Origin of the sequence: Streptomyces sp. NPDC047130 (assembly GCF_040643475.1) — a bacterium.
In the GTDB taxonomy this organism is placed as follows: domain Bacteria; phylum Actinomycetota; class Actinomycetes; order Streptomycetales; family Streptomycetaceae; genus Streptomyces.
In genome coordinates this window covers 202,622-228,158 of the sequence record NZ_JBEYUK010000002.1, presented here as the reverse complement: position 1 = coordinate 228,158, position 25,537 = coordinate 202,622, and the positions used below count along the sequence as shown (strand labels likewise).

Below are 25,537 nucleotides of genomic sequence, written 5' to 3'. Positions count from 1 at the left end.
GACCGCCCAGGGCCTCGCCCCGGCTGTCGCCCCGGGCCCCGTCCCGGCCCCGCCCCCGGACTCAGCGGGAGCCGCGGGGCAGCGCCGGCTCGGGCGGCAGGGCGGGTTCGGCGGGCGGCGGGTCCAGCAGCGGGGGTGGGCCGCGGTGCGGCAGCGGGCCCGGCACCGAGGCCGCGCCGTACCAGGCGCGGGCCACCGTCCAGCCGAAGGCCAGGCAGAGCAGGCCGCCCACCGCGTCCAGCCAGAAGTGGTTGGCGGTGGCCACGATGACCACCAGCGTGGCCACCGGGTACAGCAGCGCCAGCACCCGCACCCAGGGCACCCGGGCCAGCGCGTAGATCGTCAGCCCCGACCACACCGACCAGCCGATGTGCATGGACGGCATCGCCGCGTACTGGTTGGACATGTGCTTGAGGTCGCCGGAGGCCATCGACCCCCACGTCCCGTGCACCAGCACCGTGTCGACGAACATCGAGCCGTTCATCAGCCGCGGCGGCGCCAGCGGGAACAGGTAGTAGCCGACCAGGGCCACCGCCGTGGTCGCGAACAGCACCGTGCGCGCGCCGGAGTACAGCAGCGGTCGACTACGGAAAAGCCACACCAGGACACCGAGCGTGACCACGAAGTGCAGCGTCGCGTAGTAGTAGTTCATGCCGACGATCAGCCACTCGACCGAGTTCACGGCCTGGTTGACCGTTTCCTCGACGGCTATGCCGAGACGGTTCTCCACGTCCCAGAGCCAGTCCGCGTTGCGCAGGGCCTCGGCCTTCTGCTCGGGGACGGCGTTGCGGATCAGCGAGTACGTCCAGTAACTCGCCCCGATCAGCAGGATCTCGAACCAGATCCGCGGCCGGCGCGGCGTGCGCACCCGGCGCAGCAGGCCCGGCCGTCGCTCGTCCGCGCCCGCGACGGAGTCCGGAACGGCCTGCCGGGGGCGGCCTTCCAAAGCGGTCACGGTCCCTCACCCATGGCACGTCAGTCTGCCAGAAATGCCTTACTCGACCGATCATCCTCCGGAAGGATCCCGATCGCATTTCTTTCGGGGAAAACTCCGGGGGAACCAGGGGTGATCCCGGGCGGAAACCCGGTGGAACACTCAGGAGCGCTCAGGGTGTCCGGTACGTCCGTCACGTCCGTCACGTCCGGATCCGGCCGGGGCGGAGGCCGTCGAGCCGCGCACCACCAGTTCCGGCATGAAGACGAACTCGCTCTGCGGGGCCGGGGTCCCGGCGATCTCCTCGAGCAGCGTGCGGACCGCGGCCTGGCCCATGGCGGGGACCGGCTTGCGGACGGTGGTCAGCGGCGGGTCGGTGAAGGCGATCAGGGTCGAGTCGTCGAAGCCGACCACCGAGATGTCCTCCGGCACCTCGAGTCCCAGCCCGCGGGCCGCGCGTATCGCGCCCAGCGCCATCATGTCGCTCGCGCAGACCACCGCCGTGCAGCCGCGGTCGATCAGGGCGGTGGCGGCGGCCTGGCCGCCCTCCAGGGTGTACAGCGAGTGCTCGACCAGCGAGTCGATCTCCGCGCCGCTCAGCCCCAGCCGCTCCCGCATCGCGGCCGTGAAGCCCTCGATCTTGCGCTGCACCGGAACGAAGCGCTGCGGGCCGAGGGCCAGGCCGATCCGGGTGTGGCCGAGCGACGCCAGGTGGGTCACCGCCAGGGACGTCGCGGCCCGGTCGTCGGGGGAGATGAACGGCGCCCGCACCTGCGGGGAGAAGCCGTCCACCAGCACGAAGGGGACGCCCTGGGCGCGCAGTCGCTCGTAGCGGCCCATGTCGGCGGAGGTGTCGGCGTGCAGGCCGGAGACGAAGATGATGCCGTCGACCCCGCGGTCCACCAGCATCTCGGTGAGCTCGTCCTCGGTCGAGCCGCCCGGGGTCTGGGTGGCGAGCACCGGGGTGTACCCCTGGCGGGTCAGCGCCTGGCCGATCACCTGGGCCAGCGCCGGGAAGATCGGGTTCTCCAGCTCGGGCGTGATCAGCCCGACCAGGCCCTCGCTGCGCTGGCGCAGCCGGACGGGCCGTTCGTACCCCAGGACGTCGAGCGCGGCCAGCACGGCCTGGCGGGTGGCGGCGGCTACCCCCGGCTTCCCGTTGAGAACCCGGCTGACAGTCGCTTCGCTCACTCCCGCCTGTGCGGCGATGTCGGCAAGCCGTGCGGTCACGGGACGCGACTGTACCGGCCTCCGCGCGCGTGTTCTGTACGCGGGCTGCTGCGTCATCCGCTCCCCGTCTCCTCGTGGCCTTCCGATGATGGGCCGTCACCTACCGGCCCGCAAGAACTTGCAAAGTCTTGCACAGGCGTGCGACCGGACCCCTCGGAAGTGCGACTCACGCCACAGCGGGTGAATTTCAGGGGTGAATGTCCCGATTCGGGGTGGCGGTGTTCGGCCAGACCGCCTTTCCGGGAGACGAGACGGCAGCGGGAAGGACACGGTTCGGCAGCTTTTTTTCTGCAAGGTCTTTCGCTGAGGTTGCAGCGCTGTTACGTTCTCCGTCGCCCGCCGGTTGCAAGGACGCAGCCGGCCAGTGCACCGGGCATTCACCCTCAAGGAGAACTCATGCGGCGTGGCATAGCGGCCACCGCGCTGGCGGCGTCCCTCGCTCTGACGGCGACGGCGTGCGGCGGGGACAGCGACTCGAAGGCCGACGGCGGCACGGTCACCATCACGTGGTGGGACACCACCAACGCGACCAACGAGGCGCCGACCTACAAGGCCCTGGTCAAGGAGTTCGAGGCCGCCAACAAGGGCATCAAGGTCAAGTACGTCAACGTGCCCTTCGACCAGGCGCAGAACAAGTTCGACACGGCCGCCGGCGCCTCCGGCGCCCCGGACGTGCTGCGCGCCGAGGTCGGCTGGACCCCGGCCTTCGCCAAGAAGGGCTACCTCCTGCCGCTGGACGGCACCGAGGCCCTCGCGGAGCAGGACGCCTTCCAGCCGAACCTGATCAAGCAGGCCCAGTTCGACGGCAAGACCTACGGCGTCCCGATCGTCACGGACACCCTGGCGCTCGTCTACAACAAGAAGCTCTTCGCCGACGCCGGCATCGACAAGGCGCCGACCACCTGGGAGGAGCTGAAGAAGGCCGCCGCCACCGTCAAGGACAAGACGGGCAAGGACGGCTACTGGGGCTCCACCGCCGGCTACTACGCCATGCCGTTCCTCTACGGCGAGGGCACCGACACCGTCGACGTCGAGGGCAAGAAGCTCACCGTCGCCTCGCCCGAGGCGAAGAAGGGCCTCGAGGCCTGGCAGGGCCTGTTCGACGGCAAGGGCCTGCACAAGGCCGACGGCACCGCCGACGCCTACGCCCACATCCAGGACGCCTTCGTCAACGGCGAGGTCGCCTCGATCATCCAGGGCCCGTGGGAGATCACGAACTTCTACAAGGGTTCGGCGTTCCAGGACAAGCAGAACCTGGGCATCGCCCCGGTCCCGGCCGGCACCGCCGGCGAGCCCGGCGCCCCCACCGGCGGCCACAACCTGTCGGTCTACGCCGGTTCGGACAAGGCGCACCAGGAAGCCGCGCTGAAGTTCGTGAAGTTCATGACCTCCGCGAAGTCCCAGGAGACCGTGGCGCTCAAGAACTCCACGCTGCCCACGCGTGACGACGCCTACACCGACAAGGTGAAGGCCGACCCGGGCATCGCCGGCTACCAGGGCGTCCTGCCCGTCGCCCAGCCGCGCCCCGAGCTGCCCGAGTACAGCTCCCTCTTCGGCAAGCTGGACGCCGAACTGCCCGCCGTCGCCACCGGCAAGAAGTCGCTGGACGCGGGCCTGAAGGCGATCGAGACCGAGATGGCCAAGCTCCTGCCGGGGTTCGCCAAGTAGTCCCGGCAGCCTGAGACCGGGGCGGCTGCCGGACCTGACCTGACACGGGTCCGGCGGCCGCCCCCGCCCCTTGCCCCTTTGCCCCCGCTCCCGGGCGTCGGCGTCCTCGCGCCCCTCCCGCCCCCGACCGAACGGCCGACTGCGGCCTCGAAGGTGTCGTATCCATGATCGCTCGTATCCGCCACGGATGGCATCGGCACTGGTACGCCTACGCGATGATCGCGCCGGTCGTCCTGGTGCTGGGTGTGCTCGTCCTGTACCCGCTGGCCTACGGCTTCTGGCTCACCCTGACCGACGCGAACTCGCTGAACTCCGCGCGCACCATCGGCGTGAACGAGATCGAGGCGACGTACAAGTTCGTCGGGCTGGACAACTACGCGGACATCCTCTTCGGGGAGACCGCGTACGACCGGTTCTGGTCCCACTTCCTGTGGACCATCGCCTGGACCGTCATCTGTGTGACGCTGCACTACACGCTCGGCCTCGGCCTGGCGATGCTGCTCAACCAGAAGCTGCGCGGGCGCACGTTCTACCGGCTGCTGCTGATCCTGCCGTGGGCCGTGCCCACCTTCGTGACCGTCTTCGGCTGGCGGTTCATGCTCGCCGACGAGGGCATCATCAACGCCGGCCTCGAGCTGCTGCACCTGCCGACGCCGGCCTGGCTGGAGGACAGCTTCTGGCAGCGGTTCTCCGCCATCATGGTCAACACCTGGTGCGGCGTGCCGTTCATGATGGTCTCCCTGCTGGGCGGCCTGCAGTCGATCGACGGCAACCTCTACGAGGCCGCGGAGCTCGACGGGGCGTCGCCCTGGCAGCGGTTCCGCTACGTCACCCTGCCCGGTCTGCGGTCGGTGAGCTCCACCGTCGTGCTGCTGGGCATCATCTGGACGTTCAACCAGTTCGCGGTGATCTTCCTGCTGTTCGGCACCAAGGCGCCGGACGCGCAGATCCTGGTCACCTGGGCCTACTTCCTGGGCTTCGGCCAGCAGCCGCGCGAGTTCGCGCAGTCGGCCGCCTACGGCATGTTGCTGCTGGCGATCCTGGTCGTCTTCACGTCCTTCTACCGCCGCTGGCTGGCCCGCGGCGAGCAGCAGTTCTGAGGCAGGAGCCATGACTACCAACACCCTCGAGACGCCCGTCGAGGCGGCCCCCGCCGCAGCCCCGGCCCGGCGCAAGGTGCGCCGCCGCGGCGAGACCCGCCCGCTGGTCAGGCTCGCCTCGCACATCGTGCTGATCGTCGCCAGCCTGATCGCCGTCTTCCCGGTCGCCTGGATCTTCCTGCTCTCGCTCGGCCCGGACAAGGACGACTACCTGCGGCCCGGCGGCATCTTCGCCAAGGCGACCTTCGACAACTACGTCCAGGTCCTCACCGAGACCAACTTCTTCCACTGGCTGCAGAGTTCGCTGATCGTCTCGCTCGGCACCACCGTGATCGGCGTGCTGATCGCGGCCTCCACCGGCTACGCGGTCTCCCGGATGCGCTTCCCCGGGCAGAAGAAGCTGATGTGGGTGCTGCTGTGCACCCAGATGTTCCCGATCGCCGTGCTGATCGTGCCGATGTACCAGATCCTCACGGAGCTGCGGCTGATCGACACCTACGGCGGCCTGATCCTGGTCTACTGCTCCACCGCGGTGCCCTACTCGGCGTGGCTGCTCAAGGGCTACTTCGACACCATCCCGTACGAGATCGACGAGGCCGGCCGCGTCGACGGACTGAGCCCGTTCGGCACGTTCGTCCGGCTGATCCTGCCGCTGGCGCGGCCCGGCCTGGCGGTGGCGGCGTTCTACAACTTCATCACCGCCTTCGGAGAGGTCGCCTTCGCCTCGACGTTCATGCTCGACGACACCAAGTACACCTTCGCGGTGGGCCTGCAGAGCTTCGTCAGCGAGCACGACGCCCAGCGTCACCTGATGGCCGCCACCGCGGTCCTGGTGGCGATACCGGTCTCGGCCTTCTTCTACATGGTCCAGAGGCACCTGGTCACCGGCCTCACCGCCGGCGGCACCAAGGGCTGACCGCGGCGCCCGACGGCACCCACCTCCCCCCACGACAGCGACCCTCGGCAACAGCAAGGACGTCATGAGTCACCAGACCGCCGACTCGGTTTCTCCCACCGCCCGCCCGGCCCGCGTTTCCGCGCTCGCCGACCGCCGTGACTGGTGGCGCGACGCGGTGATCTACCAGGTCTACCCGCGCAGCTTCGCCGACAGCAACGGTGACGGCATGGGCGACCTGCCCGGCATCCGCACCCGGCTGCCCTACCTGCGCGACCTGGGCGTGGACGCCGTGTGGCTGAGCCCCTTCTACGCCTCGCCGCAGGCCGACGCCGGCTACGACGTGGCCGACTACCGCGCCGTCGACCCGATGTTCGGCAACCTGCTGGACGCCGACGGCCTGATCCGCGACGCCCACGAACTGGGCCTGCGGATCATCGTCGACCTGGTGCCCAACCACTCCTCCGACCAGCACGAGTGGTTCAAGCGGGCCCTCGCCGAGGGCCCCGGCTCGCCGCTGCGCGACCGCTACCACTTCCGCCCCGGCAAGGGCGCCGACGGCGAACTCCCGCCCAACGACTGGGAGTCCATCTTCGGCGGCCCCGCCTGGACCCGGGTCACCGAGCCCGACGGCACGCCCGGCGAGTGGTACCTGCACCTGTTCGCCCCGGAGCAGCCCGACTTCAACTGGGACCACCCGGCGGTCAACGACGAGTTCCGCTCCATCCTGCGCTTCTGGCTGGACATGGGCGTCGACGGCTTCCGCATCGACGTCGCGCACGGCATGGTCAAGGCGCCCGGCCTGCCCGACATGGGCGGCAGCGAGCAGGTCAAGCTGCTCGGCGACGGCGTCGTCCCGTTCTTCGACCAGGACGGCGTCCACGAGATCTACCGCCAGTGGCGGCGCATCCTCGACGAGTACAGCGGCGACCGCATCTTCGTCGCCGAGGCGTGGACCCCGACCGTCGAGCGCACGGCCCACTACGTCCGCCCCGACGAGCTGCACCAGGCGTTCAACTTCCAGTACCTGAGCAGCCACTGGGACGCGGCCGAGCTGCGCGACATCATCGACCGCACCCTGGACGCGATGAAGCCGGTGGGCGCGCCCGCGACCTGGGTGCTCTCCAACCACGACGTCACCCGGCACGCCACCCGGTTCGGCAACCCCGCCGGCCTGGGCACCCAGATCCGCGTGGCCGGCGACCGTGAGCTCGGCCTGCGCCGCGCCCGCGCCGCCACCCTGCTGATGCTGGCCCTGCCCGGCTCCGCCTACCTGTACCAGGGCGAGGAGCTCGGCCTGCCGGACGTCGTCGACCTGCCCGACGAGGTGCGCCAGGACCCCGCCTACTTCCGCGGGGCGGGCCAGGACGGCTTCCGCGACGGCTGCCGGGTGCCGATCCCGTGGACCCGCGAGGGCTCCAGCCACGGCTTCGGGCAGGGCGGCAGCTGGCTCCCGCAGCCCGAGGGCTGGGGCGAGCTCAGCGTCGAGGCGCAGACCGGCGTCGCCGGCTCCACGCTGGAGCTGTACCGGTCCGCCCTCGCCGTGCGCCGCGCCACGCCGGACCTCGGCGCCGGCGAGGACGTCGAGTGGCTGCCGTCGCAGGAGGGCGTGCTGGCCTTCCGCCGCGGCGCGTTCGTCTGCGTCGCCAACACCACCGGCGAGGCGGTCACGGTCGCCGCGCCCGGCACCCTGCTGATGGCCTCCGGCGACATCACCGTCACCGACGGCCAGGCCGGCGTCCCGGCCGACACCACCGCCTGGTGGACCACGGCCTGAGGCTCCAGCCGCAGCCCGGTTCGCGGGGCCCCGGCTCCCGGCCCCCGGAGGGGAGGGCCGAGGCCGGGCCCCCGCGACCGGGGGCCGGCCGAGGGTCTTCGAGCCCGCCTCCCGCGGCCGGCCCGCCGGCACCGTGCACCCGTCGCGGCGCCCTCCCCAGAGGCGCGGACCCGCCCCGCACGGAAGCACCACCACCCCGCGCCCCACCCCGCACCCCTCCACAACGGACCCGCGTCACCGCGCACCACAACGGACCCGCGTCACCCCGCACCGCGCCTCGCCCACCCCGACGGGGCCCGCACCACCCACACCGGGCCCGCACGACCCCCGCACCGGGCCCGCACGACCCCCGCACCGGGGCCGCACCACCCGGCACCGGGCCCACACCACCCCGCACCGGGGCCGCACCACCCGCACCACTACGGGCCTCGCACCTCCCCGCACCGCGCCCCGCGCGCCCCCGCACCACGACGGGGCCCGCACCGCGTCCCGTACGCACCGCAGCCCCGCACCGCACCACCCCGCACGGACCGCACCACCACCACCCCGCCGCGGCCATCCCCCACGCTCCGCCGGCCGCAGGCCCCCCGCTCACCGGACGTCAAGGAGGACCTTCGTGGTGAGTACCAGGAGAACCGGAGCAGCACCCCTGCCCGCCGGCAGAGGGAAGCCGGGCCGCCGCGGCCCCGCGGGCGGGGCGGCGCGGATCGCCGCGGTCACCGCCGCCGCGCTCGCCGCCACCCTGCTGCCTCCCGTCGCGGCCCAGGCCGCCGCGCCCCCCGCGCCCCCGTCGGACGCCAAGCTGGCCGCCCAGCCCGCCCGTCACGACCTGACGCGCGACCAGTTCTACTTCGTCCTGCCGGATCGTTTCGCCAACGGCGACACCTCCAACGACCGCGGCGGCCTCACCGGCTCCCGCACGGCCACCGGCTTCGACCCCGCCGACAAGGGCTTCTACCAGGGCGGCGACCTCAAGGGCCTCACCAAGAAGCTGGACTACATCAAGGGCCTGGGCACCACCGCCATCTGGATGGCGCCCATCTTCAAGAACCAGCCCGTCCAGGGCACCGGCGACCAGGCCTCGGCCGGCTACCACGGCTACTGGATCACCGACTTCACCCAGGTCGACCCGCACTTCGGCACCAACGCCGACCTGGAGAAGCTGATCGACGCCGCCCACGCCAAGGGCATGAAGGTCTTCTTCGACGTCATCACCAACCACACCGCCGACGTCGTCGACTACGAGGAGAAGTCCTACTCCTACCTCTCCAAGGGCGCCTTCCCGTACCTGACGAAGGACGGGAAGCCCTTCGACGACGCCGACCACGCAGAGGGCCGCGACCGCTTCCCCGCCGTCGGCCCCGGCTCCTTCCCCCGCACCCCGGTGGTGCCGGAGGCGAAGAAGAACATCAAGGTGCCCGCCTGGCTCAACGACCCGGCGATGTACCACAACCGCGGCGACTCCACCTACGCCGGCGAGTCCACCACCTACGGCGACTTCTCGGGCCTCGACGACCTGTGGACCGAGCGTCCCGAGGTCGTCTCCGGCATGGAGAAGATCTACCAGCGCTGGGTGAAGGACTTCGGCATCGACGGCTTCCGGATCGACACCGTGAAGCACGTCAACATGGAGTTCTGGACCCAGTGGGCCACCGCCCTCGACGCCTACGCCGCCAAGCGGGGCCGGGACGACTTCTTCATGTTCGGCGAGGTGTACTCCAGCGACACCTCCGTCACCGCCCCCTACGTCACCGAGGGCCGCCTCGACTCGACGCTCGACTTCCCCTTCCAGGAGGCCGCGCGCCAGTACGCCTCCCAGGGCGGCAGCGCCAAGAAGCTCGCCTCGGTCTACGGCGACGACTACAAGTACACGACCGACAAGGCGAACGCCTACGAGCAGGTCACCTTCCTCGGCAACCACGACATGGGCCGCTTCGGCCACTTCCTCAAGGCCGACGACTCCGGCGCCACCGACGCCGAACTGCTGCGCCGCGCCAAGCTGGCCAACGAGCTGATGTTCCTCGGCCGCGGCAACCCGGTGATCTACTACGGCGACGAGCAGGGCTTCACCGGCAACGGCGGCGACAAGGACGCCCGCCAGACCATGTTCGCCTCGAAGACCCCCGACTACCTCGACGACGACCAGCTCGGCACCGACCGCACCCACGCCGAGGACGCCTTCGACACCGGAGCACCGCTCTACCGGCAGATCAGTGCTCTCGCCAAGCTGCGCAAGGCCCACCCGGCCCTCGCCGACGGCGTGCAGACCGAGCGTTACGCGGCCGACGGGGCCGGCGTCTACGCCGTCTCCCGCACCGACGCCAGGAGCGGCGTCGAGTACCTGGTCGCCTTCAACAACGCCGGTGAGGCCAGGTCCGCGACCTTCGCCACCGGCTCCGCCAACGCCTCCTTCCGCGGCATCCACGGCACCGACGCCACCCTGACCAGCGACGCCGACCGCAAGGTGACGGTCACCGTCCCCGCCGGCTCCGCCGTCGTGTTCCAGGCCAAGGCCCCGCTGCCCAAGCCGTCCGCCGCGCCCGCCGTCACCCTCACCGCCCCGGACGCCGGCGCCACCGGCACCGTGACGGTGGACGCGGACGTCGACGGCGGGCAGCTGAACCGTGTCGTTTTCGCCGCCCAGGTCGGCAACGGCCCGTGGAAGGTCCTCGGCTCCGCCGACCACGCCCCCTACCGGGTCACCCACACCATCGGCAAGGACGTCCCCGCCGGGACCGCCCTGCGCTACAAGGCCGTCGTGGTCGACCGCGCCGGCCGCACCGCGAGCGACCTCGGCGTGAGCACCACGGGCACCCCGCCCGCGCCCGAGAAGCCCGTCGCCACCTCCCGCGACCACGTCCTGGTCCACTACAAGCGCGCCGACGGCGACTACGACGACTGGGGCCTGTACGCCTGGGGCGACATCGCCGAGGGCGAGGCCACCGAGTGGCCCGGGAGCCACCCCTTCGTCGGCCGCGACGCCTACGGCGCCTTCGCCTGGGTCAAGCTCAAGCCCGGCGCCTCCGACGTCGGCTTCCTGGTGATCGACAAGGACGGCAACAAGGACGTCGCCGCCGACCGCACCGTCGACGTCACCCGCACCGGCGAGATCTGGATCGAGCAGGGCAAGGAGGAGATCCGCACCGAGAAGCCGGCCGGCGAGTACCCCGAGCCCGACCGCTCCAAGGCCGTCCTGCACTACCACCGCGCCGACGGCGACTACGACGGCTGGGGCCTGCACGTCTGGAACGGCGCCGCCGACCCCACCGACTGGGCCCGCCCCGTGCAGCCCACCGAGGTCGACTCCTTCGGAGCCGTCTACGAGGTCCCCCTCGCCGAGGGCGCGACCAGCCTCAGCTACATCCTCCACAAGGGCGACCAGAAGGACCTGCCGGGCGACCAGGCCCTCGACCTCAAGGCCGACGGCCACGAGGTGTGGCTCCTGTCCGGCCAGGAGAAGTACCTGCTCCCGCAGCCCGCGGGCAGCGCCGGCGCCCTCGACCTGACGACCTCCAAGGCCGTCTGGATCGACCGCGGCACCGTCGTCTGGGACGGCTCCCCGGCCGCCGCCTCCACCCAGCTGCTCGCCTCCCGCGACGGCTCCCTCACGGTGAAGGACGGCGCGCTCACCGGCGACGCCACCTGGCTGCGGCTCACCCCCGGCAAGCTCACCGACGAGCAGAAGAAGGCGTTCCCGCACCTCGCCAAGGGCACCGCCTGGACCGTCGACCCGCGCGACGCCGACCGCGTCCGCACCGCCCTGCGCGGCCAGGTCGTCGCCACCCAGCACGCCGCCAACGGCGCCGTCCTCGCCGCCACCGGCGTGCAGACCGCGGGCGTCCTCGACGACCTGTACCCGAAGGCCACCCAGGCCGACCTCGGCCCGGTCTTCGAGCGCGGACGGCCCACCCTGTCCGTCTGGGCGCCCACCGCCAAGGACGTCGACCTGGAGATCGGCAGCGCCACCGTGCCCATGCGGCGCGACGCGGCCACCGGCGTCTGGTCGGTGACCGGGCCCGCCTCCTGGCGGAACAAGCCCTACCGCTACGCGGTGGAGGTCTTCGCGCCCACCGAGCAGAAGACCGTCGTCAACAAGGTCACCGACCCCTACTCGGTCGCCCTGACCGCCGACTCCACCCACAGCCTGGTCGTCGACCTCGGCGACCGCTCCCTCGCCCCCGCGGGCTGGTCGAAGCTGGCCAAGCCGGAGGCCGTCCCGCTGCGCGACGCGCAGATCCAGGAACTGCACGTCCGGGACTTCTCCGTCGAGGACCCGACCGTGCCGGCCGCCGACCGCGGCACCTACCGGGCGTTCGGCGACACCGGAAGCGACGGCTCGCAGCACCTGAGGAAGCTGGCCGACGCGGGCACCTCCCACGTCCACCTGCTGCCCGCCTTCGACATCGCCACCATCCCCGAGCGCCGCGCCGACCAGGCGAACCCGGACTGCGACCTCGCGTCGCTGCCCGCCGACTCGCCCGCGCAGCAGGAGTGCGTCGCCGCCACCGCGGCGAAGGACGCCTACAACTGGGGCTACGACCCGTACCACTACACCGTCCCCGAGGGCTCCTACGCCTCCGACCCGGACGGCACCGAGCGGACCACCGAGTTCCGCGGCATGGTGAAGTCGCTCAACGACAGCGGCCTGCGCGTCGTCATGGACGTGGTCTACAACCACACCGCCGCCAGCGGCCAGGCCGCGACCTCCGTCCTCGACAAGGTCGTGCCCGGCTACTACCACCGGCTCCTCGCCGACGGCAGCGTGGCCACCTCCACCTGCTGCGCCAACACCGCGCCCGAGAACGCCATGATGGGCAAGCTGGTCGTCGACTCCGTGGTCACCTGGGCCAAGGAGTACAAGGTCGACGGCTTCCGCTTCGACCTGATGGGCCACCACCCCAAGGCCAACATGGTCGCCGTCCGCAAGGCGCTGGACGCCCTCACCCTCGAGAAGGACGGCGTCGACGGCAAGAACATCCTGCTGTACGGCGAGGGCTGGAACTTCGGCGAGATCGCCGACGACGCCCGCTTCGTCCAGGCCACCCAGAAGCACATGTCCGGCACCGGCATCTCCACCTTCTCCGACCGGGCCCGCGACGCCGTCCGCGGCGGCGGCCCGTTCGACGAGGACCCCGGCGTCCAGGGCTTCGCCTCCGGCCTCTACACCGACCCCAACTCGTCCAACGCCAACGGCAGCGAGGCCGAGCAGAAGGCGCGGCTGCTGCACTACCAGGACCTGATCAAGGTCGGACTCAGCGGCAACCTGGCCGGGTACCGCTTCACCGACACCTCCGGCAAGGAGGTCACCGGCGCCCAGGTCGACTACAACGGCTCGCCCGCCGGCTACGCCGAGGCCCCCGGCGACGCCCTCGCCTACGCCGACGCGCACGACAACGAGTCGCTGTTCGACGCCCTCGCCTTCAAGCTGCCGGCCGGCACCCCGGCCGGCGACCGGGCCCGGATGCAGGTCCTGGCCATGGCGACCGCCGCCCTCTCCCAGGGACCGGCGCTCTCCCAGGCGGGCACCGACCTGCTGCGCTCCAAGTCGCTGGACCGCAACTCCTACGACAGCGGCGACTGGTTCAACGCCATCCACTGGAACTGCCGGGCCGGCAACGGCTTCGGGCGCGGCCTGCCCCCGGCGGCCGACAACGAGCCCAAGTGGGACTACGCCAAGCCCCTGCTGACGAACCCGTCGCTCCAGGTGGGCTGCGAGCAGATCGAGAGCGCCTCCGCCGCCTACCGCGACCTGCTGCGGATCCGCACCACGGAGAAGGCGTTCTCGCTGGACAGCGCCGCGAAGGTGCAGCAGCAGCTGTCCTTCCCGCTGTCCGGCAAGGAGGAGACGCCCGGTGTGATCACCATGCGGCTCGGTGACCTCGTGGTGGTCTTCAACGCCACCCCCGGGAAGACCGAGCAGCACGTCGGCGGCCTCGGCGACACCGCCTACCGGCTCCACCCGGAGCAGGCCGGCGGCACCGACCCGGTGGTGAGGTCCGCCGCGTACGAGGACGGCACCTTCACCGTCCCGGCCCGGACGGTGGCGGTGTTCACCGCCTCCTGACGCCCGACCCCGGCCGGCACGACGGCGGCGGCGCCCCCCACGACCCGTGGGGGGCGCCGCCGTTCGCCGTGTCCGGGCCGGACCGCGTCAGTCGTTGACCTGGTCGCCGTAGTCGCGCTCGCACCGGTCCATCTCCGCCTGCGTCCGCGCCTGCTCCACGCACTCCTGGAGGTTCTTGAACTCGTCCGAGCCGACGACGGACGCCCCGATGACCACGATCACCAGCGACGCGATCAGCCCCAGGCCGCCCAGCACCGCGCCCGCGATCGACAGGCCCCCGTGCGGGGCGCCGCCGCGCCGCGCCCGGCGCATGCCGAGGATGCCGAAGACCACCGCGAGCACCCCGAGCAGGATGCCGCCGAGCACCGTCCAGAAGAGGACGACCGCCAGGACGCCGAGCACCAGGGCGGGGATGGCGAGACCGTTCTTCGGCAGCGGCCGGTCGAAGGAGGACATGGAGCACACTCATCTCTGGGGAGGATCCGACAGGTATGAACTGCCGTATGCCCCGCGAGCGTTGTCGGACTCCTCCCGCTCCCGAGACGCCCCCGGGAGGCCCCCGGGACGCCCGCGGGATGCCCCGGGACGCCCGCGGCGCCTATCGGGGCGCCAGCGCGACCAGCTTGCCGATCAGCTCCACGAAGGGACTGTCCTCCGGCTCCCGGGCCAGCACCGCGCGCAGCAGCGCCGCCAGCTCGGGGTCGGAGGTCGCGGCGACGGCCGCCAGGGCGGCGAAGTCGTGCACCAGCCGCAGCTCCAGCTCCTCGCGGGGGACCGCCCGGTCGGCCAGCCAGAGCAGCGCCGTCGACTCGGCGTGCGAGATCCACGACCGCACCAGCAGCTCCAGCCGCGGCGACACCGGCGGGGCCATCTCCAGGTGCGCCAGCATCTGCTCGAAGGCCACCTGCCGCACCCCGTCTATCAGCGCGTTGGTGGTGGAGGAACCCACCGCCGGCCCGCCGCGCATCAACGCCGAGAAACCCGGGCCGTGGTCGTCCACGAAGGCGAAGAAGCGGCGCGTCACCCGCAGCAGCCGGGCGCCCAGCGGCCCGTCCCGGGGCTCGGTGAACCGCCCGGCCAGCTCCTGGGAGGCCAGCTTCAGGGCGGCCTCGTAGAGGCTGAGCTTGCCGGGGAAGTAGTGGTACACCAGGGGGCGCGAAATGCCCGCGGCGGCGGCGATCTCGTCGATGGAGACCTCGTCGGGCGAACGGTGGCTGAACAGGTCGAGCGCGACGTCGATCAACTGCTGCCGCCGCTCCTCGACCCCCATCCTGCGGCGTACCCCGGTCGTCATACGAACACCTTAGCCGGGGCCCTGGCCGGGGTCAGGACGGCGACGACCACCCGCCGGCCGCCCGTCCCGAGCCCTGCGGGCCGCATCAGCCGAGTCCGTCGACCGTCCGGCCGTCGGAAAGGGTCGCCTCGAGGTCGGCGCGCGCCCCCTGCTCGGCGGGGGCGCTGAGGAAGCGCCCCCGCGCCTCGGCGCGGACCCCGCCGGAGGCCGTGAGCGACGCCGTCCGCGGGCCGCCCGCCGCCAGCAGGTGCCAGGCGCCGCTCGACGCCTTCCAGAGCACGCCCGCCACCACCTGCGGGTCCCGCGCCCCGCAGTCCGTGACGTCCGTGCCCTTCGCGGTGACCGCCGCCGCCTCGACGCCCGGCGGGCGGAAGTGGGCCAGCGCCTGCGTGCCCCGGCCGCGCCAGGTCTCCGAGCGCGTGCACACCCAGGCCGCCGTCCCGGTCCCGTCCGGCAGCGGCTGCTGGGCGAACCGCCAGGCGTTCACCGAGCGGACGCCCTGCCCGCGCATACCGGTCAGCGAGCAGACCAGAGGCCGCCAGGCCTCCCGCGACTTCGGGCCGAAGTCGGCGGGGGCCGAGCCGGGGTCGCCCACGGTCAGCGCGGCCGGGGTGAGCTCGCCCAGGTCGGTGACCATCCGCCGGCCGCCGTCCCCGGTGAGTTCCAGGGCGTTCCACGCCGTGCAGGCCCCGGGCTGCTGCTGCACCGGGCCGGCCAGCGGCGAGGTCACCCCGTCCGGGCCGATGTCCAGCGGCTCCTTGCGCGCTCCCTCCCCGGTGCCCAGCAGGTCCCGGCCGGCCGCCCCGGTGACCCACGGAGCCAGCAGGTAGCGGACGTTGCCGTCGGAGCGGCCCACCACCACGGCGCCCGCCGTGACGTCCGAGGCGCCGTCCACCCGGGCGAAGTCCAGGGCCGCGCCGGTGGTGCCGGTGGCCGGCTCCGCGTACCGGACGATCCGCAGCCCGTCGTGGAGGAGCACCACGCGGGCGCCGTCGACCTCGCCGGCGTACAGCAGCTGCGGCGGCCCCGCGGGGCCGCCGGAGGGAGTGCCGGTGGTCGCCGAGACCTGCACCGTCCGCCCCGGACGCGCCCAGACGGCCAGCGCGCGGCGCAGCAGCGGCTCGTCGTCGGCCAGGGCGCCCCGCGCGGGCCAGGCCGAGAAGTCCAGACGGGCCGAGGTCTTCCACGCGCCGGGCGCGACGCGGGTGAGTTCGCCCGGATCCAGGGCGGCCCGCGCCGCCGGGTTGCTGGCGTAGGGCGGGGCGGCCGCGCCGTCCGGCCCCCAGCCCTCCCCGGGCATCAGCACCAGGGCGGCGCAGACGGCTGCCGCCGCCGCCGCGGCCAGCGCGGCCTTGGTGTGCTGACGGCGGCGCATCAGGTCGGTCGGCCGGGCCTGGAGCGCGCAGGGGTCGAACTCGGGGGAGTCCAGCAGCGTGTACTGCACCGGCACCTTGTCCGCCTCGCGGACCGCCGTGTACGGGTTCTCCACGCCCGCCGACTCCAGGACCTCCCGGACCTCGTCGTCCGGCAGCCGCTCCAGCCCGCGCAGCACGTACGCGGCACGGCCCGCCGGGGAGAGGGCGGACAGGCGTTGCTCCAGCGCCAGCTCGCCCGCGCCGCCCGAGCGGGGGAACAGCCGCAGCCCCCAGACCTGGGGGAGCAGCGGCGGGAGCTGCGAGAGCCGGGGCAGCAGGCGCCGCTTCCCCCCGGCCTCCAGCGCGGCCCGCACGATGCGCATGCGGACCACCGCGTACCCCGGGTCGCCCTCCCGGCCCTGCGCCTGGGCGGGGATCACCGACGGCGGCGTCCTGCCCTTGGGCAGGGCGCGCTGGGTGACGGCGTGCGCGACGAGGACCCGCCGGCCCCGGTCCAGGTCGGCCGGCAGCAGCAGGTACGCGAGCCGGACCAGCCGTGGGTAGTGCTCGACGAGCGCGGCCTCGGCCTGTTCGACGTCGAGGCCCCCGCCGGTGCGGTGCGGGCGGGCCTTGCGGGCGGGCGGACGGGAGGCGACATGCTGTGGCTGCACGTTCAGCAGAACGAGCGAATCGAGCGTTGGTCACCCGTTGGTGGGAGAGTTGCCCCTTATCGGTCGCGCAGCGCGCGGGCGTAGCCGGCCATCGACCGCCGGTGGCGCGGCAGATGGGCGGCCACCGCCTCGAGCACCGGGGGCAGGCCCGCCCGGTCCCGCCCGAGCGGGGAGGGGCACGGCGCCAGGACGCACCGGACCGCGTCGTCCAACTCCTCCGTCTCGGAGGTGACTTCGGGTGCGAGCAGGGGGATGCCCTCCTCGGCCCGGCCCAGGTTCCGCGGTGAGCCGGCCGGCTGGACGCGGGCGCGGCGGCCCTTGTGGCCGTCGGGTCCGCCGTCCGACGCCCACCGGTAGAGCGGAACGGCGAGACCGGAACGTCCGGTCGAGTCCCAGGCGCACGCGCGCTCGAACAGTCCGTACGGATGGCCGCCCGGCAGCTCGTCGGCCAGGGCGCCGATCAGCGCCCGGAACCGCTCGGCGCCCTCCTCGGCCGGCGGATGCGCGCCGGGCCTCGCCCAGACGGCCGTGACGCGTTCGTCCCCGTCCGGCTCGCTCCCCCGCGTGTCCGCGGTGGTCCGGTCCATGACGATGACCCCGCCATGGACCGGACCGCCGTCGGAGGTCCTTTTCGGCAGGTCAACGCGCCTGCGGAGGGGTGTACTTGTAGCCGACCCGCCGGACCGTCCGGATCGACTGCCGGTACTCGGCGCCCAGCTTGCGGCGGAGCCGGGCGATGTGGACGTCGACGGTGCGGCCGTCGCCGACGTGGCCGTAGCCCCAGACGGTGGCCACCAGCTGGTCCCGGGTGTGCACCCGGTGGGGGTGCGCGACCAGGTGGGCCAGGAGCTCGAACTCCAGGTAGGTGAGGTCCAGCGGTTGCCCGTCGACCTCGGCGGTCCGCCGCGGCACGTCCACCCGGATCAGGTCGCCGTCCGCGGGCGCGGCCCCGGGCGGCGTGCTCGCGGTGGCCGCGTCGTGCGGGGCGGCGAACCCGGCGGCTGCCGCGTCGCGCAGGAACGGCGGCTGCCGGTCGGCGGGGACCAGCACCAGGTAGCCCACCATCGGCGGCTGACCCGGCAGCGCGGGCACCGCCTGCGGGGGAGCGGGCAGCCAGGTGGCCCCCGGCGGCAGGACCTGCTCGACGGCGGCCGCGGCGGTGGAGGCGGCCGTGGCCCCCGGGGCGACCGCCCGCAGACGGCGGCGTCCGGCGGGGTCGGCGAGGTGCGGGACGGACGCGTGCGCGGTGGGGACGTGCGGCACGGAGGCGTGCGGGGCGGGGACGTGGAGGTCGGAGGCATGCGTGGTCGCCATGGCAATCAGCTCTTTCGCGCGGAAGGACGTCGGACGGGACGTGGATCACGCGCGGCGGCTAGGCCGACGAGGCCGGAGGGCCTCAGGGGAAAGGGAACGTCAGCGGGCCGGCGCGCAGGTCGCGCGGCGACACACCCGGTCGAAGTCGTGGTGCTGACGCGACGGCCAGAAGGGCTCGAGGTCGAACCGACCTGTCATGCCACACCTCCGATGCCGTTGATGGGCTCCATTGAAGCAGAGTCACGCCCAAGGGGAAGGGGGCGTCCACCAGTTGGCGGGCGCCCCCGTCCCCGGGTGCCGTGCGCGGAAGTGCCTCCCGCGGGCGGATCAGACCTGGCCGGCCTTCTCCAGGGCCTCGCAGCAGGTGTCCACGATCAGGCGGGTCACCACGTACGGGTCGACGTTGGCGTTGGGACGGCGGTCCTCGATGTAGCCCTTGCCGTCCTTCTCGACCTGCCACGGGATGCGGACCGAGGCGCCGCGGTTGGAGACGCCGTAGGAGTACTTGTCCCACGGGGCGGTCTCGTGCAGGCCGGTCAGGCGGTCGTCGATGCCGGCGCCGTAGTTCTTGACGTGGTCCAGCGGCTTGGAGCCCTCACCGAGGGACTCGCAGGCCGTGATGATGGCGTCGTAGCCCTCGCGCATCGCCTTGGTGGAGAAGTTGGTGTGCGCGCCGGCGCCGTTCCAGTCGCCCTTGACCGGCTTGGGGTCGAGGGTGGCGGCCACGCCGAAGTCCTCGGCGGTGCGGTACAGCAGCCAGCGGGCGATCCAGAGCTGGTCCGAGACCTCGAGCGGGGAGAGCGGGCCGACCTGGAACTCCCACTGGCCCGGCATGACCTCGGCGTTGATGCCGGAGATGCCCAGACCGGCCTTCAGGCAGTTGTCCAGGTGCTTCTCGACGATCTCACGGCCGAAGATCTCGTCCGCGCCGACGCCGCAGTAGTAGCCGCCCTGCGGGGCCGGGAAGCCGCCGCGCGGGAAGCCCAGCGGGTAGCTGTCCTTGAAGAACGTGTACTCCTGCTCGATGCCGAAGATCGGCTCCTGGGCGGCGTAGCGCCCGGCGACCTCGACCAGCGCGGCGCGGGTGTTGCTCGGGTGCGGCGTCAGGTCGATGTTCAGGACCTCGCAGAGCACCAGGATGTCGTCGCCGCCGCGCACCGGGTCGGGGCAGGAGAAGACCGGCTTGAGCACGCAGTCGGAGGCGTGGCCCTCGGCCTGGTTGGTGCTGGAGCCGTCGAAGCCCCAGATCGGCAGCTCGGCACCCTTGGCGTCGTCGGACAGGATCTTCGTCTTGGAACGGAGCTTGGCCGTCGGCTCGGTGCCGTCGATCCAGATGTACTCAGCCTTGAAGGTCACGGGCCACATCCTTCGGGTGGTCTCGACCGTGCGGGACGGTCAGTCGCGGGGCGAGGCGCTGCGGCATCGGTGCGCCGGTATGTCCCGCAGACTGTCAAGGGGCGATTTCCCGGCCATTGCCCTCGTGTGAACCCCGTGTTACCTACCGTCCCTGTCGTCCGTACGGGTGTGTGAGGCGTCCCGGTGACGTCGCACGGGACGACGCGACGGCCCCCGTCCGGCGCGGCCGGCGGGGGCCGGCGGCTCGTATGCGATGGGCTTGGCCCCTGCCCGGAGGGGGTAGGGCCCGTCCGTTCACCCGCCCGCGGCGGGGTCCTCGTGGGCCACCACGGTGGCGTTGACGTGCTCCAGGAGGGCCTCGGTGTGCGCGGTCAGCTCCTTCTCGCCGGTCTCGGCGCCGTCGGTCCACTGTCCGCTCGCGAAGACGACGGAGCGGACGGTCATCACCCGCCGGAAGACGCCCGCGGAGCCCGGCGGCACCGGGTCCAGGCCGGAGGCCGGCGGCGGGTCGAGGGCCACCACCTGGTAGCTCACCGGGTCCGTCGAGGCCATGGAGAAGACCCGGATCGCGTCCTCCTGCCGCGCGAAGCTCAGCACGGTGACCGTGACCTGCGCCTTCCCGGCCGGGTCGGTCCAGAGCGCGGCGCTCTGCCGGGCGCAGGGCCCGCCCTGGGTGATCAGGTCGGCGAGCTGCTGCGACATCCAGTTCGCGCAGTCGGTGGTGGAGGACACGTCGACGCGGCGGTAGACGGTGTCCTTCGCCGTCACCGAGGTCTCGGGGAACGCCTGCTCCGGGGTGATGACCGGCCGGCGCAGGGCCTCGGCGAGGGCGGGCGGCGCGTCGTCCGGTATCTCCACGTCCACCGGGGGCGGCGAGGCCCCCTCCGCCGGAGCGGCCGACGCCGAGGGAAGGGCGGCGGAGGCGTCGCCGGAGGCGCCGTCCCCGCCGGGCCAGAAGACCGCGCCCAGGGCCACCGCCGCGGCCACCGCGACGACCGCCGCCGCGCCGGCGGTGCGGCGGGTGCGGCGCCGCCGCTCCTCCTCGCGCAGCCGGTGCTGTTCCGCCTGCCACACGGCGTGCTCCGCCGCCTGCCCCTGCCAGGCGGCCTGCTGCCAGGGGTCGTAGGGCGGCGGTCCCTGCGCGGCGGGGCCGGGGCCGGCGGGCGTGTCGTGGTCACCGTGGTTCATGGGCGCGGACGGTAGCAGCGGCCCCCCTCAACCCCGCTGGCGGGGCCGCCCGTTCGGGGCGAACAGGCCGCGTGCGCCGGCCGGAGGAGCCGCGGGCGCCGGGCCGGAGGGGCCGCGGGCACCGGCCCGGAGGGGCCGCGGGCCCGTGCGCCGCCGGGGCCTCAGGCCTTCGCGTTGCGCGCCAGTGCCTCCCGTACCGCCTCCTCCGACCGGGCCACCACCGCCGTGCCGTCGTCGGCGGTGACGATCGGGCGCTGGATCAGCTTCGGGTGGGAGGCCAGCGCGGCGATCCACCGGTCCCGCGCCCCGGCGTCCCGCGGCCATTCCTTGAGCCCGAGCTCCTTCGCCGCGGCCTCCTGGGTCCGCGTGATCTCCCACGGCTCCAGCCCGAGCCGGTCCAGCACGGCCCGGATCTCGTCCTCCGTGGGGACGTCCTCCAGGTAGCGGCGGACGGTGTAGTCGGCGCCCTCCGCGTCGAGCACCGAGAGGGCGCTGCGGCACTTCGAGCAGGCGGGGTTGATCCAGATCTCCATGGCCTCACGATACGCCGCGGGGCCGCTCGCGGAACTCGTTTCCCCCACCCGCCACCGGGGCCCCAACACCCGTTCTGGCCAGGGACTTTGTCAGTGTCAGGCGGTAGAATGAATACATGTTCGAGGGAGTTCGGCGGGCCTTCCGCCGGCCCGTCGGGCGACCCGACCGCGACAGGAGGATTGCCTGTGCCCGCTGCCGCTTCCACCACCCGGCCCAAGGCCCGTTCCACCCAGTCCACCGCCAAGCGTCCCGTTCCGCTCGACCGTCCCTACGTGCCCGTCCAGAAGCGTCCGCTGCCCGCGGGCCGGCCGCGTGAGTGGTACGTCGACCACAACCGCCGCCTGAAGGCGATGCGGCTGGCGATCGCCCTCCTCGACCTGGGCTTCCACACCCCGCGCCAGGCCCCGGACGAGGTCGTCCACCTGGCCGCCCAGCTGATCGGCGTCCACCCGCCGTCCCCGGCCACCTGCCGCCTGGTCCGCGCGCTGCTCCAGGCGCACTGACGCACGCCCCGTCCGTCCGCGCCTCACGCCCCGGCCGTCCGCGGCCGGGGCGTGACGCGTCCGCTCACCGGGTCACCGGGCGGGGCCGACGCCGGTCGCCCACACGAGGAACGGCAGCTGGGAGCGGGGGATGCGGTCGCGGGACGCCTCGATCAGCGCCGCCACCTCGGGGTCGCCCCTGGTCAGGTCGGGCGGGGGCTCCCAGGTGGCGAGGCACCGCGCCGCCCGGTCGCGCGTGGGCTCGTCCGGGCTGTCCAACAGGTCCACCGCCGCCCGCAGCGCGGGCAGCCCGCCGTGCGCGGCGAGCAGCCGGAACGCCGCCCGGCGCCGGTGCGGGGACCACCGGGCTCCAGCATCCGGCTCAGGACGTCCGGGTCGAGGGCGCGGGCGTCCGGCAGCAGCGCCGTGGCGGCCTCCCGCACCACGGCGGCCGACGGGTCGTCCAGCAGCGGCCACAGCTCCGCCCGGTCCAGCGCGTCCAGGCGGCGCAGCGCGGCCACCGCCGCGGCCCGGACGGCCGGCGCCGGGTGCGCCAGCAGCGGCCGCAGCAGCCGGGTGTCCTCCCGCCCGCCGCACTCGGCGAGCCCCGCCGGCGCGCCGCGCGGGACCGCCGGGTCGGCGGGGTCCGCGCACAGGGCCCGGTAGCGGGGGAGCGGGTCGATGCCGTGCTCCCGCAGCACCCAGCGCGCGCACGCCCTGACCACGGGGGAGCGGTCGGTCAGGAAGGCCTCGGCCCGCCGGGGCCGGCCCGCGCGGCGCAGCGCGGTGACGCCGGTGGCACGGGCGCGGGAGTTGCGGGCGGTGAGCAGCGGCTCCAGGACGGCGTCCCGGGCGGCCTCGTCCTCGGGGAACGCCGCCAGCGCCGCGTTCGCGCACAGGTCCTGGACGACCACGTCGGGGTCGCCGGCGGCCGTGCGGGCCAGTTCGGGAGCGGTGAACAGGCCCGCGGAGAGGGCGAGTTCGACGGCGAAGCGCCGCACCCGCCGGTTCGGGTGCCGCAGCAGCGGCCGGAGCTCCCCGGCCGAGACGGACCGCAGGGCGTCGCGCACCAGGCCGACCGCGGTCGCGCCCTGGGCCCGGTGCCCCAGGCGCAGCACCAGCGGCGTGAGCGCCACGGCCCGTTCGACGGTCAGCATCCTCCGCAGCAGGCCCCGGGCCCGCAGCCGGACGGGCCCCGCCCAGTCCGCGCACCGGACGACCACCAGCGGCAGCGCCTCGGGACGCGCCTCGGCCTCCTTCAGCGCCTTCTCGCGGATCCTGCCGTCCCCGTGGCAGAGGGCGAAGGCGAGGGCCGGCGGGGCGTACGCGCCCTCCCGCGGCCGCAGCTCCCGCAGGGCCCGCCACCGCGTGTGGCCGGGGTTCCGGGCGGCGTCCCGGCAGGCCTCGCGGACGCCGTGGTCCAGGGCGAGCCACGCCTCGGGGTCGGCGTCCAGGCCGCCGACCACGCGCTCGACGCCTTCCCCCACGGTGAGCCGCAGGGCGCCGCCGTGGTCGTCCCAGGTCACCGTCTCACCGCACCGGTCGCAGGTCGTCGCGGGTCAGCGCGGCGGTGGAGGCGTAGCCGTCGATGGCGAGGGTGAGGTCGAGCTCGGCCAGCAGGCAGTGCAGCACGTGCTCCACGCCGGCCTGGCCGCCCACCGCGAGGCCGTAGCCGTAGGGGCGGCCGATCGCCACGGCACGGGCGCCGAGGGCCAGCGCCTTGACCACGTCGGGGCCGCTCCGCACGCCGGAGTCGAAGATCACCGGCACCTCGCCCGCGGCGTCGGCCACCTCGGGCAGGCAGTCCAGGGCGGGCAGGCCGCCGTTGGCCTGACGTCCGCCGTGGTTGGAGCAGTAGATCCCGTCCACGCCGCTGTCCACGGCACGCCGGGCGTCCTCGGGGGAGCAGATGCCCTTCAGCAGCACCGGCAGGGAGGTCAGGGAGCGCAGCCGGTCCAGGTCGTCCCAGGTCAGCCGCTGGTTGCCGAAGATCATCGCCCAGTGGCCGGTGGCCGCCTCGGGGTCCTCCTCCGGCGGTGCGGCGAGCCGGGAGCGGAACACCGGGTCGCTGAAGTAGTTGGCCAGGCACTGGCCCTTGAGCTGCGGGAAGCTGGCGATCGACAGGTCGCGAGGGCGCCAGCCCAGGGTCAGGGTGTCCAGGGTGACGACGATCGCCGAGTAGCCGGCCGCCTCGGCGCGGCGGACCAGGCTCTCCGTCAGCTCGGGGTCGTTCGGCGGGTAGAGCTGGAACCACCCCGGAGTGTCGCCGAGTTCGCGCGCCACGTCCTCCAACGGGTCCTGGGAGAGCGTGGAGGCGATCATCGGCACGCCGGTGGCGGCGGCCGCGCGGGCGGTCACCAGGTCGCCCCGTCCCTCGGCCAGGTCGCACAGGCCGATCACGCCCACCGGGGCGAGCATCAGCGGTGTCGGCAGCCGGCGGCCGAACAGCTCGGTGGACAGGTCGCGTTCGGCGGCACCGGCCAGCATCCGGGGCATCAGGCCCCAGCGGTCGAAGGCCGTCACGTTGGCGTTCTGGGTGCGCTCGTCCCCGGCGCCGCCGGCCACGTAGGACCACAGCTCCGGCGGCATCACCTGCTCGGCGCGGCGCTCGAGGTCGGCGTACGCCATCGGGTGGTCGGGCATCTTCCCGGTCAACCCGTCGAGGTAGATGCCGAGTTGCCAGTCACCGTGGTTGGGCACCGAGGTCTCCTTGGACGACGAGGGAGCGGAATGCAGGCGTCAGGACGTCAGGACGTCAGGACGTAGGAACGTCAGGACGTTCAGGCCTGGCGGGCGTTGGCGAGGGCGGTGGTCATCGCGTAACCGATCGGGCCGGCCGTGTCGTACAGGGCGCAATGGCCGACCGCGACGCCCTCCTCGCTGCTGTGCGCCGTGGCCTGGAACCCTATGGCGTCGCCGAGCGGGAGACGAGCCAGCGTCAGCGTGTAATCCGCGTTGATGAACTCCAGGTCGTCGTCGGACCGGTGGGCCATCGGACTGGCCGTGTCGGCGGCGAGGGCGACCCGGACGAACGGCGAGAGCGCCTCGCCCGCCACCAGCTCGGCCTCGTCGCGCAGCCAGGCCCGGCGCTCGGGGACGCCCTCCCAGCTCTCCACGGGGCGGTTGTCGCCGCCGAACAGCCAGAGGTTCCACGGCATGTCGTGACGCACGGGCGCGATCTCCTCCGGGGGCGGCGCGTCCCAGTCCGGGGTCGCCGGGACGGGACCGGCGGGCTGCTCGCCCCGGCGCAGCAGCACGGCGCTCGCACGGGCCGCGACGCCGTTCGCGCCGTGCACCACGGCGTCGGCCACGCGGATGCGGCGGCCGTCGCGGATCCGTTCCGTGGTCACGCGCAGCGGGGCGAAGGGGCAGGCGCGGAAGAGGTCGACGGTGAGGCGGGCGAAGTGGAGGCCCTCCGCGCCGTGCTCGCGCTCCAGGGCGCGGGCGAGGAGCCCGCCGAGGAGGCGGCCGTGCACGGCGTCGGGGGTCCACCAGCTCCGGGCGTGCTCGCCGGGGAGCAGGGTGTCCCCGTCGGCGGTGAAGAACGCGGCGGCGTCGTTCGTCGGGTCCATGCGGGCGGCGCGCCCCCTCTTGTGTTCATAGGCCAACCATCTGGTCGGGGGCAGCGTAAGGCACGCCCCCGCGGGGCTCTCCCGCGAGGTCCCGCGCCGGGTG

General features: G+C 73.4%; 19 protein-coding genes. 6 read left to right on the top strand and 13 right to left on the bottom strand.

Features of this window, described 5'->3' with window-relative positions; genetic code table 11:
• Positions 1 to 61: 61 nt before the first annotated feature.
• Both ABZ836_RS03540 and ABZ836_RS03535 read right to left on the bottom strand, forming a co-directional pair.
• On the bottom strand, positions 62 to 955 hold the full coding sequence (locus tag ABZ836_RS03540; protein ID WP_356135276.1) for a phosphatase PAP2 family protein: 894 nt from the start codon (positions 953 to 955) through the stop codon (positions 62 to 64).
• Between the two features lie 141 nt (positions 956 to 1,096).
• Positions 1,097 to 2,164, bottom strand: a complete 1,068-nt coding sequence (locus ABZ836_RS03535) for a LacI family DNA-binding transcriptional regulator (protein ID WP_356135274.1) — start codon at positions 2,162 to 2,164, stop codon at positions 1,097 to 1,099.
• Positions 2,165 to 2,560: 396 nt separating this feature from the next.
• Between ABZ836_RS03535 and ABZ836_RS03530 the strand changes: the two genes are divergently transcribed.
• The 5 genes from ABZ836_RS03530 (at position 2,561) to pulA (ending at position 13,668) form a co-directional block, all read left to right on the top strand.
• Complete coding sequence (locus ABZ836_RS03530) at positions 2,561 to 3,832, top strand: extracellular solute-binding protein (protein ID WP_356135272.1); 1,272 nt, start codon at positions 2,561 to 2,563, stop codon at positions 3,830 to 3,832.
• A gap of 164 nt (positions 3,833 to 3,996) precedes the next feature.
• The gene (locus ABZ836_RS03525; protein ID WP_356135270.1) at positions 3,997 to 4,932 is read left to right on the top strand and encodes a sugar ABC transporter permease; all 936 of its coding nucleotides are present in this window, start codon (positions 3,997 to 3,999) and stop codon (positions 4,930 to 4,932) included.
• 10 nt (positions 4,933 to 4,942) lie between these two features.
• Positions 4,943 to 5,848, top strand: coding sequence for an ABC transporter permease subunit (locus ABZ836_RS03520; protein ID WP_356135268.1), 906 nt, complete (start codon positions 4,943 to 4,945; stop codon positions 5,846 to 5,848).
• Positions 5,849 to 5,912: 64 nt separating this feature from the next.
• Entirely contained in the window at positions 5,913 to 7,604 is a 1,692-nt protein-coding gene (locus ABZ836_RS03515; RefSeq protein ID WP_361138842.1) for a glycoside hydrolase family 13 protein, read from the top strand.
• A gap of 649 nt (positions 7,605 to 8,253) precedes the next feature.
• On the top strand, positions 8,254 to 13,668 hold the full coding sequence (pulA, locus tag ABZ836_RS03510; protein ID WP_361139340.1) for a pullulanase-type alpha-1,6-glucosidase: 5,415 nt from the start codon (positions 8,254 to 8,256) through the stop codon (positions 13,666 to 13,668).
• Between the two features lie 87 nt (positions 13,669 to 13,755).
• Here pulA and ABZ836_RS03505 read toward each other — a convergent pair whose 3' ends face one another.
• The 8 genes from ABZ836_RS03505 to ABZ836_RS03470 form a co-directional block, all read right to left on the bottom strand.
• Complete coding sequence (locus ABZ836_RS03505) at positions 13,756 to 14,124, bottom strand: DUF4190 domain-containing protein (RefSeq protein ID WP_356135266.1); 369 nt, start codon at positions 14,122 to 14,124, stop codon at positions 13,756 to 13,758.
• Between the two features lie 142 nt (positions 14,125 to 14,266).
• The gene (locus tag ABZ836_RS03500; protein ID WP_356135264.1) at positions 14,267 to 14,962 is read right to left on the bottom strand and encodes a TetR/AcrR family transcriptional regulator; all 696 of its coding nucleotides are present in this window, start codon (positions 14,960 to 14,962) and stop codon (positions 14,267 to 14,269) included.
• Between the two features lie 85 nt (positions 14,963 to 15,047).
• Complete coding sequence (locus ABZ836_RS03495) at positions 15,048 to 16,997, bottom strand: hypothetical protein (RefSeq protein ID WP_361139337.1); 1,950 nt, start codon at positions 16,995 to 16,997, stop codon at positions 15,048 to 15,050.
• 47 nt (positions 16,998 to 17,044) lie between these two features.
• Complete coding sequence (locus ABZ836_RS03490; RefSeq protein ID WP_361138838.1) at positions 17,045 to 17,575, bottom strand: tetratricopeptide repeat protein; 531 nt, start codon at positions 17,573 to 17,575, stop codon at positions 17,045 to 17,047.
• A gap of 52 nt (positions 17,576 to 17,627) precedes the next feature.
• Positions 17,628 to 18,302 carry a winged helix-turn-helix domain-containing protein gene (locus ABZ836_RS03485; RefSeq protein ID WP_361138834.1) on the bottom strand — a complete coding sequence of 225 codons (675 nt, stop codon included), beginning with the start codon at positions 18,300 to 18,302 and terminating at the stop codon, positions 17,628 to 17,630.
• A 327-nt stretch (positions 18,303 to 18,629) separates the two neighbouring features.
• Positions 18,630 to 19,658 (bottom strand): glutamine synthetase, encoded by a 1,029-nt coding sequence (glnII, locus tag ABZ836_RS03480; RefSeq protein WP_356135258.1) that lies wholly within the window; start codon positions 19,656 to 19,658, stop codon positions 18,630 to 18,632.
• 294 nt (positions 19,659 to 19,952) lie between these two features.
• Positions 19,953 to 20,846: a hypothetical protein gene (locus tag ABZ836_RS03475; protein WP_361138830.1), complete on the bottom strand. Its 894-nt coding sequence runs from the start codon at positions 20,844 to 20,846 to the stop codon at positions 19,953 to 19,955.
• A gap of 161 nt (positions 20,847 to 21,007) precedes the next feature.
• Entirely contained in the window at positions 21,008 to 21,379 is a 372-nt protein-coding gene (locus ABZ836_RS03470) for an arsenate reductase family protein (RefSeq protein WP_356135254.1), read from the bottom strand.
• Positions 21,380 to 21,565: 186 nt separating this feature from the next.
• On the opposite strand from ABZ836_RS03470, the gene ABZ836_RS03465 reads away from it, so the two are divergent.
• Positions 21,566 to 21,883 carry a hypothetical protein gene (locus tag ABZ836_RS03465; RefSeq protein WP_356135252.1) on the top strand — a complete coding sequence of 106 codons (318 nt, stop codon included), beginning with the start codon at positions 21,566 to 21,568 and terminating at the stop codon, positions 21,881 to 21,883.
• A gap of 182 nt (positions 21,884 to 22,065) precedes the next feature.
• Here ABZ836_RS03465 and ABZ836_RS03460 read toward each other — a convergent pair whose 3' ends face one another.
• The 3 genes from ABZ836_RS03460 to ABZ836_RS03450 form a co-directional block, all read right to left on the bottom strand.
• The gene (locus tag ABZ836_RS03460) at positions 22,066 to 23,388 is read right to left on the bottom strand and encodes a HEAT repeat domain-containing protein (protein ID WP_361138827.1); all 1,323 of its coding nucleotides are present in this window, start codon (positions 23,386 to 23,388) and stop codon (positions 22,066 to 22,068) included.
• A 4-nt stretch (positions 23,389 to 23,392) separates the two neighbouring features.
• Positions 23,393 to 24,505: an alpha-hydroxy-acid oxidizing protein gene (locus ABZ836_RS03455; protein ID WP_356135352.1), complete on the bottom strand. Its 1,113-nt coding sequence runs from the start codon at positions 24,503 to 24,505 to the stop codon at positions 23,393 to 23,395.
• A gap of 137 nt (positions 24,506 to 24,642) precedes the next feature.
• On the bottom strand, positions 24,643 to 25,434 hold the full coding sequence (locus ABZ836_RS03450) for an acyl-CoA thioesterase domain-containing protein (protein ID WP_356135248.1): 792 nt from the start codon (positions 25,432 to 25,434) through the stop codon (positions 24,643 to 24,645).
• Positions 25,435 to 25,537: the final 103 nt, after the last annotated feature.

Excerpts from the sequence above, each read along its gene's own strand:
- ABZ836_RS03530 (WP_356135272.1), top strand. The coding sequence starts at position 2,561 with ATGCGGCGTGGCATAGCGGCCACCGCGCTGGCGGCGTCCCTCGCTCTG.
- ABZ836_RS03525 (WP_356135270.1), top strand. The coding sequence starts at position 3,997 with ATGATCGCTCGTATCCGCCACGGATGGCATCGGCACTGGTACGCCTAC.
- ABZ836_RS03520 (WP_356135268.1), top strand. The coding sequence starts at position 4,943 with ATGACTACCAACACCCTCGAGACGCCCGTCGAGGCGGCCCCCGCCGCA.
- ABZ836_RS03515 (WP_361138842.1), top strand. The coding sequence starts at position 5,913 with ATGAGTCACCAGACCGCCGACTCGGTTTCTCCCACCGCCCGCCCGGCC.
- ABZ836_RS03505 (WP_356135266.1), bottom strand. The coding sequence starts at position 14,124 with ATGTCCTCCTTCGACCGGCCGCTGCCGAAGAACGGTCTCGCCATCCCC.
- ABZ836_RS03500 (WP_356135264.1), bottom strand. The coding sequence starts at position 14,962 with ATGACGACCGGGGTACGCCGCAGGATGGGGGTCGAGGAGCGGCGGCAG.
- ABZ836_RS03490 (WP_361138838.1), bottom strand. The coding sequence starts at position 17,575 with ATGGACCGGACCACCGCGGACACGCGGGGGAGCGAGCCGGACGGGGAC.
- ABZ836_RS03485 (WP_361138834.1), bottom strand. The coding sequence starts at position 18,302 with ATGGCGACCACGCATGCCTCCGACCTCCACGTCCCCGCCCCGCACGCC.
- ABZ836_RS03475 (WP_361138830.1), bottom strand. The coding sequence starts at position 20,846 with ATGAACCACGGTGACCACGACACGCCCGCCGGCCCCGGCCCCGCCGCG.
- ABZ836_RS03470 (WP_356135254.1), bottom strand. The coding sequence starts at position 21,379 with ATGGAGATCTGGATCAACCCCGCCTGCTCGAAGTGCCGCAGCGCCCTC.
- ABZ836_RS03455 (WP_356135352.1), bottom strand. The coding sequence starts at position 24,505 with ATGCCCGACCACCCGATGGCGTACGCCGACCTCGAGCGCCGCGCCGAG.
- ABZ836_RS03450 (WP_356135248.1), bottom strand. The coding sequence starts at position 25,434 with ATGGACCCGACGAACGACGCCGCCGCGTTCTTCACCGCCGACGGGGAC.